The sequence below is a fragment of the Novosphingobium mississippiense genome, assembly GCF_044029535.1.
Taxonomy (GTDB): Bacteria; Pseudomonadota; Alphaproteobacteria; order Sphingomonadales; family Sphingomonadaceae; genus Novosphingobium.
In genome coordinates, this window is the sequence record NZ_CP147001.1 from 2,714,798 (window position 1) to 2,726,409 (window position 11,612).

An 11,612-nucleotide genomic window follows, 5' to 3' on the forward strand; every position below is an offset into this window, starting at 1 on the left:
GGCCGCCCGAAAACGTGCCTTTCGCCAATTTTCCGAGGGATGCCATGTCCAAGACCTCCATCCGTACCGCAGCCCTTCCCGATTTCCTGGGCGCGCTGCCTGCGGAGCTGAAGATCGACTATCTCTCGCTGGACTGTTTCGACACGCTGATCTGGCGCAACACGCACGCCCCTTACGATCTGTTCGCCGACCTTCCGGTAGCCGGCGGCGCCCTGTTCCCGCGCCGTCACGCCGAAAGCAACGCGCGCCTCAACGCCCCGCACCGCCAGCGCCGGTTCGAAGTGACGCTGGACGAAATCCATGCCGAACTGCTGCCCCACCAGGGCGAGGCGGAACGCGCCGCCATGGTCCAGGCCGAGCTGGATGCCGAAGCGCGCCACTGCTTCGCCTTCGCGCCCACGCGCGACCTGATCGTGGATGCCAAGCGGCGCGGCCTGAAGGTCGTGATCGTTTCGGACACCTATCTGTCCGAACCGCGCCTGCGCAATCTGATCGCCGAAGTGGCTGGCGAAGAGCTGGCCGGCATGATCGACCGCATCTTCTGCTCGTGCGAATACGGCATCGGCAAGGCCGGCGGCCTGTTCAAGCTGGTGCTGAAGGAACTGGGCATCAAGCCGCAGCAGATGGTGCACCTGGGCGACAACCTTGTCGCCGACATGCAGGCGCCGCGCACGCTGGGCATTCCCAGCATGCACATCACGCAGTTCGACACGTCTGCCACGCAGCGCCTGCGCATGGAGGCGGCCGCCGTCAGCATGATCGATCCCGCCACGCGCATTTCCGTGCCGGTCTACCAGCCGCACCGCGCGCAGGTTTCGCTGCGCACCATTGACGATCCGACTTTCGCCTTCGGGCACGACGTCCTTGGCCCGTTGATGCACGGCTTCGCCTCGTGGATCCGCGAAGAGGCGGAAGCGCTTGAACAGGCCACCGGCCGCCGCGCGAAGCTGCTGTTCCTGCAGCGCGACGGACACCTGCCCGCCCGCGCCTTCACCACGCTCTATCCCAAATGGGCGGATCGCGTCGCCGAACCGGCGATCAGCCGCGTGATCGCGGTGGCTGCCAGCTTTGTGGACAAGGATGCCATCCGCAAGCACATGGCGCCGTGGCTCTCGCCCAACATCGAAAAGACCCTGACCAAGGCGCGCATCTGCGCACGCCAGTTGCTGTTCGACGAGCGCGAGACCGAAAAGCTGCTGGAAGGCGGCGAACTGGAAGGCTTCGGCGCGCGAGTGATGAAGCCTGCCAACATCGAGAAGATCCTGCGGCGTTCGGCGAAGATGGGCGAGCGCCTGTTCAGCCATCTGCGCAATCTGGGCGTCGAGCAGGGCGACGCGGTCATGCTGGTGGACCTTGGCTACAACGGATCGGTGCAGAATGCAGTGGAGGCACGCCTGCGCACCGGCATGGACCTGGACGTGGCCGGACGTTACCTGCTGCTGCGCGAAGTTCTGCCCTCCGGCCTCGACAAGCGCGGCTATTTCGACACGCGCAATTATGACTACAACGTGCTGTCGGCCATTTTCAGCTCCATCGCCGTGGTGGAGCAGTTCTGCACCATGGCGATCGGCTCCGCCGTCGACATTGCCGAGGATGGCACGCCGATCCGCGAGGCAGCCGGCGTCGAAAACGCCCAGAGCGAGGTTCGCGAAGTGGCGCAGTCCGCCTGCGTCGCATTCCTGAGCGGCGTCGGCACTGCCTTCGTTCGCGCGCCGCGTTCGGACGATAGCGAAACCCGCCGCCGTTCGGCCATGGGCGTGCTTGCCCGCCTGCTGATGATGCCGATCGACCAGGAAGTGCAGATGCTGCAGCACTTCAACCACGATGCGAACTTCGGCGTGGCCGACATGATCCAGATGTCCGACCTGGAATCCGCCCAGCACAGCATCAAGCGCCGCGGCTTCTTCTACGTCCGCAATGCGGAACGCATGTACCTGCCTGGCGAGCTTCAGCAGTTCGGCCTGCCGCTGAACCTGTCGATCTTCAGCATGCGCCGCTTCAATCTGGATTTCGCGAAGGGCGACGTCGATATCGAGACGCTGCAACTGCCGATCCAGGTCTATGGCGGTGGCCAATCCACCGCCCGAACGGTGGGCGCGCATCGCACTGCGGACGGCTATTACCGGGCGATCGTGCCGATCGGCACGGGCCAGTTCTCGATCGGCCTGTTCCTTGGCCGGCTGTTCGAATACGTGCAGGTTGAGGAAATCAGCGTGCAACCCCTCACCTCCGTGACGGGCGAGGACACGACGCCCGCGCAAGTGGTGACCGACGGCATGGAGGAAGTGGCGCCGGGCCTCTATCGGATCGACGGGCCGCAGGGTTTCATGGTCGTGCCCGCGGTTCCGGCCGAGGAGCAGATGCTGCTCAGCGTCGTGCTGCGTCCCATCGTGTCCCGCCAACAGGGCGCGGCAGAGGCGAACCGCAAGGCCGCCTGATCCCGCCGCCACGCGCGGAGTGAACCTTTCGGCGAAGGGCGCGTGCCGTGGGCGCGCCCTTCCGCCTTCTCGACTGCCGCCTCCCCTGTTTCAACGCGCTGCGGAGCCTCGGCGAAGGCCCAGCCAAGAACGCGTGTCAGCCGGGCGCTGAGCAACACGCCAGCAACCGGCAAGATGTCGCCTTGCGTGTTATTCCGACACTACCGTCGATGATTGCCATGCTTGATGGCGACGCTGCGCAGCCAACTTGATCGCGTGCCCTAGCGTTTCAATGTGGCACGTCTTTTACGTGCATACATCTGTTTCACTGCCATGCCGCGGTCCTGCCCCGCCCCACCCCCACCCCACTGGCGGCGACATCGGCGCACCCATTGCAGAAACCGGTTTCCAGGTCCCGATTCGGGACTAGGAAAAACCCCCATATGGCCCCGGTAATTGGCTGAAATCAGGTATTTTTTTCCAACACCCATTCCCGCGAAAAACCCATACGGGAAATCCCTTAGTTGGTTGCTTAGTATACGAAAGCCATTGGTCTTCAGGTGAGCACTCTCAGCGTCCGACGGTCGCGGACACATCAAGCAATGCGGGCAGTATTCTTGAGAGTTCAATGACGAAAAATTTACCTTTGGGTCGCGCGGAAACGATTGACAGACATCCAATGTCGCAAACCGAATACAGCTTCTCTCTCAAGCTAAGGGTGGATTCACCCGGCAAGCTCTGGCAGGCCGCAGCCATCCGCTGCATGGCCCAGCCGGGGATCTGTGAGGACGACGTGGCCGAGATGATCGGCCCGTTCGACGATCCTTCGATCGTCGATTGCCTGATGGTGCTGGCCCTGCCCGATCACATGCCCGGTTGCACCCGGCTGGATGTGTCGCTGGGAAACCATGGGCCGGACTATCCGGCGGACCTTGCCGCGGTGATGCTGGCCGGGTGCCATAGCACCAGCCGCAATTGAAGCCTCCGGCGCCGCCGTGCGCCGGACTCCACTTCCCACGGTCCGAAATGCCGCCTGCACAGCTTCGGCACGCCGGCAATGGACCTGGCGACGGCCTGTCGCAGCCTCCTCCATGCCTGTTCCGACAAGGCAGCTACCGCCGGGCTGCCCCCAAACGAAAAGCGGCGGCGGGGCCCGCCAACCCCACCGCCGCCGCCGCTCTCACGGGAAGTGCGTTCAGATTTCGCTGTCGGTCGCAGCCAGCGCCACCAGCCCGTCGACCGACATGCGGATGCCATTGACGCCCAGCATGATCGTCGAACCGTCGGTGACGACGTCCGAAACCTTCGCCACCGAATTGATCGTGGTGTCCAGCGTGTTGCCGGCCGCGTCGGTCGCGGTGATCGCCATGGTATAGGCGCCGCTGGCGGCCGTGGTGCCGTCTGCCTTGGTGCCATCCCACTTGTATTCGCCCTGCGAGGTGGGATCGAGCTCCACCGTCTGCACGACCTTGCCATTGGCGTCCGAGATCGTCGCGGTGACAGCGGCGGGCGTACCGTCCACATAGTAGGTCCAGTGCGCCGGATCGCTGCCGAGGCCGGCCACCGGGGAATCGAAGCGCGCTTCCTTGCCGATGAAGCTGGAATACTGCGACATCTGCGAGGAGGTGAGCTGCGACAGGATGTCGCTGAGCGTGCCGTTCTGCTTGATCTGCTGTTCCACCTGCGAATACTGCACCAGCTGCTGGGTGTATTCCGAGGTATCGGTGGGGTTGAGCGGATCCTGGTTCGTCATCTGCGTGGTCAGCAGCTTGAGGAACAGGTTGTAGTCCGACAGCAGGCTGGTGGTGGCCGCCGAAGTGCCGTCGCTCGACGAGGACGACGAGGACGAAGTACCGGAAACTGTAGTCATGTGCTGCTCGAGTCCTATGCCATGAGATCGACGTGGCCGCTGCTTCCAAGCGACCGGTAGATCGGGTCGTCGCCCCCGCTGAAATCGTCCATGCCGGCCTGTTGGCCCTGCCAGCGCTGGTTGCCCTGGCCGTTATGGCCCTGCCCGCCATGACCACCGCCGTGCCCGCCGGCGCGGGTGTCGAAGCGCAGCGACTGGCTGTCCGCGCGGATGCCGGCATCGGCCAGCGCGCGGTTGAGATCGGTGCTTTCGCGGCGCAGCAGGTCGGTCGCGGTGGAACTGTCCGCCGACATCACCGCGCGCAGGACGCCGTCGTGATCGAACGACAGGCGCACATCGATGCGGCCCATGTGTTGGGGATCGAGCTTGATCAGCAGATCGTTGCCGCCCTTGTCGAGCGCGCGCGCGATCTGGACGCCGATATCGTTGCCGAACTGCCCTTCCTGCACCGAAACCATCGCGGTCTGCGTGGTGGAGGCGGCAGTGGCGTAAGGCAGCGCCGCCGGGCGCATGGCCGTGGTGGCGAACGTCTGCGTCAGCACCGGGCTGGACAGGGTGGAGCCGTCCGCGCCTGACGATGCCGTGTCGGATGTGGCCAAGGCCGCCTCGCGCGTGCCGGTACCGGTGCCAGCGGCTGCGGTGTGGCCCGTGCCGCCGCTCGACGCCGCGCTCTCGGCGCTTGGCGCGAACGCGACGTGCTTGCCGGTCGCTCCGTGCGAGGGGGCTGCAGCGAAGGTTGCGGTGCCAGTGCCTGCCGCCTGCCCCTTGCTGTCGATACCAGGCGCTGCATCCGCCTTGGCATTTTCACCGGTGGCATTCTCGGCCACGACTTGCGCGCCGGCCAGGGCGACTTGCGCCGTGGCTGCGGGCGTGGCCGTCGGCGTAACGGTCGTGACGGCTTGCTGGACCGGCAACGGCACGGCCTGATCGTCCGCATCGGCAGTGCGCGCATGGTCGTTCGCCTTTGCGGGCTCACCCGTTGCGGCGGAGTCGGCAGCGGTCGTCGCGGTCGCATCGCCCGGTGCGGCATTCGCAGGGTTGGTCGCCGCGACCGGCAGGCCGGCCTTGCCCGCGCCATCCGTCTTGCCGTCGACCTTGGCGGCGAGGTGCGATGCGACGTTCATCGGCTTGGTCGGCCCCGGCGCCGGCTGCGCTTCAGCCGTCGAAGCCGTCACCACCGGCGTGGCGGTCGCGATAGTCGGAAGCGCGTCGGCAGGAAGCGCCTCGGCCAGTGTGTCGGCGGCAGTCTCGGCCGTCGCCTGGGCATCGACCGCCACTTCGGCAGCATCGCCCCCACCGCTGGCGGCATCGGCAGCCGGCGTGTCGGCAGCGCCGGCCTCATCGGCCTGTCGCTTGTCAGTCGGTGCCTTATCTGCCTTGTCGGCCCTATCGGCTTTACCGGATTGAGCCTTGTCGGCTTTGCTTCTGTCGGCCTTGCTTCCGCTGGCCCTGTCCAACGTGCTTTTGGCGGACTGGCTCTGGGGCCGGTCCGCGCCCGTGCTGGCGGCATCGTCGACCATCGATCCGAAGGACGAGGCCTTGCCGTCACCGCTGCCCAGCGCGCTCGCCGCCGGAGAGCTGGCGGCGGGTGCGGTCATCGGAAGCACGGCATTGATGGAAACTGTCATGTATCGCTAACCCTCTCCGGGTTTCGACCCGGCCACATCCTATCATAGAGCGATTTGCGCCTTCGCGGTCCCGCCCCGCCTCAAGCCATCCTCAGCCCCCCCCAGGCCGGCCCGCTCATCCAATCGTGCCAAGGCTGCGCAGGCGCGCGCGGGGATGAATCTCGTTCTGCGAAAGCACCACCGTCGCCGGGCGCACGCGCTCGATGATCGAGCGTACGAAAGGTCGCAGCGGCGGGCTGGTCAGCAGGCACGGAATCTCTCCCTGCACGGCAAACCGGTCATACGTCTCGCGGACCGAAGCGATGAACGACTGCAGGTTGGACGGCGCCATGGCCAGATGCCGCTCGTCCCCCTGCCCCACGATCGCCTCGGCAAAGGCCTCGTCCCAGTCGCCGCTAAGGGTGACGATCGGGATCGTGCCGTCGAACGTCTGCTGGGCGGAAATCTGGCGGGCCAGACGGGCGCGCACGTGTTCGGTCACCAGCGTCAGGTTATTGGTCATCGCGGTGGCTTCGGCGATGCCTTCGAGGATCGTTGGCACGTCGCGGATCGAGACACCTTCGGACAACAGGTTCTGCAGGATGCGCTGCACGCCGGAGATGGAAATCTTCGCCGGGATCAGGTCGCCAATCAGCTTTTCGGTGTCCTTGTGGACTTCGCTCAGCAGCTTCTGCGTCTCGGTGTAGGAGAGCAGGTCGGCGATGTTGTCCTTGACGATCTCGGTCAGGTGGGTGGTGACGACGGTGCCGCAGTCCACCACGGTCAATCCCCGGAAGCCCGCCTCCTCGCGCATTTCACGGTCGATCCAGAGGGCCGGCAGCTGGAACACCGGCTCCTTGGTGGGCTCACCCCGCAACCCGGTCTCGCCCCCGGCGGCATTGATCAGCAGCAGCTTGCCGATGCGCAGTTCCCCGCGCGCGATCTCCGTCTCCTTGACGAAGACGATATATTCGTTGGGCTGCAGCGCCATGTTGTCGAGGATGCGGACCGCCGGCAGCACGAAGCCGAAGTCGATCGCCATCTGGCGGCGCAGCGCCTTCACCTGATCGTCCAGACGCGGCTCGGCGGTGGCATCGTTGATCAGCGGCAGCAGGCCATAGCCCAGTTCGATGCGCAGCGCGTCGATCGCCAGGGTGCGGGCGATCGGCTCTTCCGCCGTCGCTGCCTCGCGCTGCTTGGCCTGCGCGGCCTCGGTGCGTTCGCGGATGACTTCCGCCTCGGCCTTCTTGGTCATCGTCCACGCCGCCCAGCCGCACAGGCCGCCCAGCGAGGCAAAGGGAATGAACGGCAGGCCGGGCACCAGCGAGAGCAGGCCCATCAGCACCGCAACGATGCCGAACGCCTTCGGGTAGCGACCCAGCTGTTCGCCCAGCGCCGCGCCGGTCTTGCCGGAAATGCCGCCCTTGGAGACCAGCAGGCCCGCTGCGGTCGAAACGATCAGTGCGGGGATCTGGCTGACCAGGCCGTCACCGACGGTCAGGATCGTGTAGGTCTTGAACGCTTCGGCGAACGGCACGCCGTGGATGGCGACGCCGATGATCAGGCCGACCACCACGTTGATCCCGGTGATCAGCAGGCCGGCGACGGCATCGCCCTTCACGAACTTCGATGCACCGTCCATCGCGCCGTAGAAGCCGCTTTCGGCCTCGATCTCGGCACGGCGTTCGCGCGCCTCCGTTTCGGTGATGGTGCCGGCGTTGAGATCGGCGTCGATCGCCATCTGCTTACCGGGCATGGCATCCAGGCTGAAGCGCGCCGCCACTTCGGCGATGCGCCCCGCGCCCTTGGTGATGACCACGAAGTTGATGACGATCAGGATCGCGAAGATGGTGAGGCCGATGACGGTCTCACCGCCCATCAGGAACTCGCCAAAGGCCGCGATCACGCCGCCCGCCGCGTGATGCCCCTCATGCCCGTGGCCGAGGATCAGGCGGGTGGAGGCCAGGTTCAGGCCCAGACGCAGCATCGTGACGATCAGCAGGATCGTCGGGAAGCTCGACAGTTGCAGCGGCTTTTCGATGAACAGCGCCGTCATCAGGATCAGGACCGAAGCCGTGATCGAGAGCGCCAGGCCCATGTCCAGCATCCAGGCGGGCATCGGCAGGATGAGCATCGCGATGATCGCGGTGACACCCAGCGCCAGCGCAAGGTCGCGGCTGGGCCCAAGCCGGGTCAGGAACTGGTTGAGCCTGGGAACGGCCCCGGCAAGGGTTGGAGCATTCATCGCTTCATCCGAAATCTGTAACGGCGTTCGAAGGCGTCTTCGGCGTTTCGCGCCGAAGGCCCGGCAGCGTTAGTGGCGCAGCAGGCCCGGCGGCAGCACTTGCCCGTCGGACAGGAACGTGCGCAGCTTGTTGCGCATGGTGCGGACCGAAATCCCCAGCATCGATGCCGCACTGGTGCGATTGCCCGAACAGCGTTCGAGCGTCTGCAGGATCAGTTCGCGCTCCACGTGGTCCAGACTGTGGCCGACCAGACCGCTGACCGCGCGGCGGAAGGTAAGCTTGCCGCTCCGCTCCCCGCGCAGGCGCGCGATCACATCGGGCATGTCCACCGCGATCTCCACCACCGCAACTTCGCCGCCGCAGCGCCAGGTCTCGCGGATGGCGCCGCCGGCAGTGCCGACCGCGATGCTGGCGGCGGATCCGCGCACCATCTCCACGGCCAGCCCCATCGCCGGACCCAGTTCGCCCACCAGCATCAGCCGCGTGGCATCGGGCTGCACCAGTTCGGCCGCAGCGGCCTCTACCTCGGGATCGCGTCCGGGCTCAGGTCCGGCATCGGGCCCAATTCCTGATTTTTCGACGGGGATCATCCGTCCTGCCTCACAATTTCGGTCAGGGTCACGCCCAGCGTGCTGTCGATCAGGACGACCTCGCCGCGCGCGATCAGGCGGTTGTTGACGAAGATGTCCACCGGCTCACCCACGCGGCGGTCCAGTTCGACCACCATGCCCGGCTTCAGGCGCAGCAGGTCGCCGATGTCCATGCGGGATCGGCCCAGCACGGCCTGCACTTTCACCGGCACGTCGAACACGGCCTGAAGATCGTCAGGCGTGGGCGGCGTGGTGGGACGGGGCGACCAGGGCCGCGCCTCGGTATCGTCCATCGGCTCGTCGTCGTTCAGGAACGCCGGGGCAAGCTGGCGGGGCTCGAGTTCGTCGCTCATGAGGGGGCCTTTCAACTGTTCATCCATTGACGGATCACCGAGGCGGACTCGGCAGGACTTGCGGAGATGGCATCACCGATGCGCCGCAGGGCGGAGAGCTTGATGCGGCCGTCGACCTGGGCCAGCGCGATTTCCTGATCGAGCAGCGGCTCGCCGTTCTCGCCGCGCAATTGCTCCAGGCGGCGCATGGCCTCCTCGTCGCCGTCGGCGGCGCGCTCGCCCAGCGCCAGCATCTCGCTGTCGATGGCGGACTTCTCCACCACGCCTTCGAGCAACTGGGGCGCCGGGGCCGGCAGTGCCAGCTTGGGCTTCAGCATACGCAGGCCGATCAGGGCGATGCCGCCCACCAGCAGGATCTTCAGCACATCGAACAGGCGGTCCCACGTCAGGCCGAAGGGCAGACCGGCAGAGGCGCCATCGATATCGGCGGGGGTGTTGAACGACATGTTCTCCACCACCACGCTGTCGCCGCGCGCGGCATCGAAGCCGACGGCATTCTCGACCAGGCGCTGCAGGCGCTGGACTTGCGGCGCGGGCAGGCCCTGCGGGCCGCCGTCGACCATCACGGCCACGGTCAGGCGCTTGACCTGGCCCGGCGTGCGGACGGCCACCTTGTTGGTGCGGCTGTTCTGGTAGGTGGTGTCTTCGGAGGTTTCGTTGCGGGCGGAGCGGCGGCTGTCACCACCGGTGCCATTCACGTTGCCCTGATTGTCGGGAAGCTGCGTGGCGACCGAGGCGCCGCGCGCACCGGCGGCGTTTTCGTCGTTCTGGTCGTTCGATTCCACCGTCACCTGATGGGCGACGACCTGGGTATTGGGATCGTAGACTTCCGATTCCTCGCGCACCTGATCGCGTTCCAGCACGGCGGCCACTTCGGCGCGCACCTTGCCCTGGCCGACGATCGGCTCGATCATCGCCTCGATCTCGTCGCGCAGGCGGCCTTCCATGGCCGACTGGCGTTCCTCGATATCGCCGGAACCGCCTGCCCCGCCGTCACCCGCACGCGCCAGCAGCGCGCCGGTCTGGTCGACGATCGAGACCGCTTCCGGCGCCAGATCGGGCACCGAGGAGGAGACAAGATAGCGGATCGCCTGCACCGTTTCGTTCGGCAGGCGGCCGGCGGTCTTCACGGTGACGGCGGCGCTGGCCTTGCGCGGTTCGGTTTCGAACATCGCGCGTTCGGGCATGACGATGTGGACGCGGGCCTTGCTGACCTTTTCCAGCGTCTCGATCGAACGGGCCAGTTCGCCCTCGATCGCGCGGGTCTCGTTCAGCTTGGCGCGGGAAGAGGAGACGCCGAACGGCTCCTCCGCATCCAGCACTTCGTAGCCGATCTTGCCGCCAAGCTGTTCGCCGGCCAGCGTCATGCGCAGTTCGGCCAGCTTGTCGACCGGGGCCATCACTGCGGTGCCGTCTGCCGAGAGTTGGAACGGCACGTTCTGCGCCTTCAGCTTCTCGGTGATCGACTGCGCGCCGGCAGGGTCGAGATCGGTGTAGAGGTAGCCCATCTCGCTGGTGGGCGTGCGGAACGCCACCCAGGCGAGGGCCCCGAGCATGGCGAGGGCCACGCCCCCCATCAGCAGCGCGCGGCGTGCACCGATCTGCTCGATAAAGTTGCGCAACGCGTTCAATATCGCCTCTTATTCCCGACGAGACCCCCCTGGCCTCGTTCAGGTCCATTATAGGATAAGAGACTAGGCAACTCTTGCCGGTCGCCGGAAAAGTTTACGCGGCGGCGTTGAGCCCGGTTTCCGGCCGCATTTCAGCACCCTCGGCAACGTCTTCCGGTGTGCTGGAAGGCATTTCGCGGGCGGCATCGACAGCTTCCAATACAGGAGTAGTCACCGCCGCTTCAGCTTCGCGCGGGCCGCCCAGAAGGCCCGCCAGTTCGGCCAGAACCGCCGCGCGGCGCGCTTCGGCACTCACGCCCAGACCGCCCTCGGCCCAACCGATGCGGGCGTCGTTCGCGGGCACGTTCTGATCTTCCATCACGACGATCGACAGCGACCGGCGCTCACTGGCCTGACGCGCGGCGACGACACCTTCCAGCCCTTCGCGCATGGTCGGATGGACACGCACGGTAATGCGGGTGCCGCGGGCAACCTGATCGAGCGCGCGTGACAGCGCTTCCTCGATGGCGCGTGCCGGCTCCAGCGCGACCGCATGGCCGGCCAGCATTTCCGCCGCCAGCAGCGCTACCGATCCGGCTTCGCAGGCCACCTGGTCGGCCATGTCGTCGAAACGACGACCAATATCGTCCAGCCCCGCGTGCAGTGCGTCGGTCGCCGCCAGCAGCGCGGCGTCCCGTTCATGCCGCGCCTGTTCCAGGCCGGCCTCGAAACCATCCGAGCGCACGCGGACCAGTTCGGCGGCGTGTTCCTCGCGCAGGCGCTCGATGCGCGCCTCCAGTGCGGCAAGCTGTTCATGCACGGCGTCACCGCCGGCCTTCTCCTCCGCCTCTGCCGAGGCAAAGCGGAAGACCCGATCGAAACCGAAAGGCTCAATGGCCATGGTTGTCTCCATTCGCGC

At 66.3% G+C, this 11,612-nt stretch carries 9 protein-coding genes; 2 read left to right on the forward strand and 7 right to left on the reverse strand.

Annotated features, from left to right (window positions below; genetic code table 11):
- The first annotated feature begins 44 nt into the window (after positions 1-44).
- Both WBP06_RS12805 and WBP06_RS12810 read left to right on the forward strand, forming a co-directional pair.
- On the forward strand, positions 45-2,438 hold the full coding sequence (locus WBP06_RS12805; RefSeq protein WP_395328287.1) for an HAD family hydrolase: 2,394 nt from the start codon (positions 45-47) through the stop codon (positions 2,436-2,438).
- Between the two features lie 658 nt (positions 2,439-3,096).
- Complete coding sequence (locus WBP06_RS12810; RefSeq protein WP_395328290.1) at positions 3,097-3,396, forward strand: hypothetical protein; 300 nt, start codon at positions 3,097-3,099, stop codon at positions 3,394-3,396.
- A gap of 216 nt (positions 3,397-3,612) precedes the next feature.
- On the opposite strand, the gene WBP06_RS12815 is transcribed toward WBP06_RS12810, so the two are convergent.
- From WBP06_RS12815 to WBP06_RS12845, 7 genes are all read right to left on the reverse strand, one after another.
- Entirely contained in the window at positions 3,613-4,287 is a 675-nt protein-coding gene (locus WBP06_RS12815) for a flagellar hook assembly protein FlgD (protein WP_395328293.1), read from the reverse strand.
- A gap of 14 nt (positions 4,288-4,301) precedes the next feature.
- The gene (locus WBP06_RS12820; RefSeq protein ID WP_395328296.1) at positions 4,302-5,915 is read right to left on the reverse strand and encodes a flagellar hook-length control protein FliK; all 1,614 of its coding nucleotides are present in this window, start codon (positions 5,913-5,915) and stop codon (positions 4,302-4,304) included.
- Between the two features lie 115 nt (positions 5,916-6,030).
- Positions 6,031-8,139 carry a flagellar biosynthesis protein FlhA gene (gene flhA / locus WBP06_RS12825; protein WP_395328299.1) on the reverse strand — a complete coding sequence of 703 codons (2,109 nt, stop codon included), beginning with the start codon at positions 8,137-8,139 and terminating at the stop codon, positions 6,031-6,033.
- Between the two features lie 69 nt (positions 8,140-8,208).
- Positions 8,209-8,730: a helix-turn-helix domain-containing protein gene (locus tag WBP06_RS12830; protein WP_395328302.1), complete on the reverse strand. Its 522-nt coding sequence runs from the start codon at positions 8,728-8,730 to the stop codon at positions 8,209-8,211.
- Entirely contained in the window at positions 8,727-9,083 is a 357-nt protein-coding gene (gene fliN, locus WBP06_RS12835; RefSeq protein ID WP_395328305.1) for a flagellar motor switch protein FliN, read from the reverse strand. The genes WBP06_RS12830 and fliN overlap by 4 nt, the downstream gene beginning before the upstream one ends.
- Positions 9,084-9,094: 11 nt before the next feature.
- Complete coding sequence (fliF, locus tag WBP06_RS12840; RefSeq protein ID WP_395328314.1) at positions 9,095-10,714, reverse strand: flagellar basal-body MS-ring/collar protein FliF; 1,620 nt, start codon at positions 10,712-10,714, stop codon at positions 9,095-9,097.
- A 94-nt stretch (positions 10,715-10,808) separates the two neighbouring features.
- Positions 10,809-11,594 carry a hypothetical protein gene (locus WBP06_RS12845; RefSeq protein WP_395328317.1) on the reverse strand — a complete coding sequence of 262 codons (786 nt, stop codon included), beginning with the start codon at positions 11,592-11,594 and terminating at the stop codon, positions 10,809-10,811.
- Between the last annotated feature and the right edge of the window lie 18 nt (positions 11,595-11,612).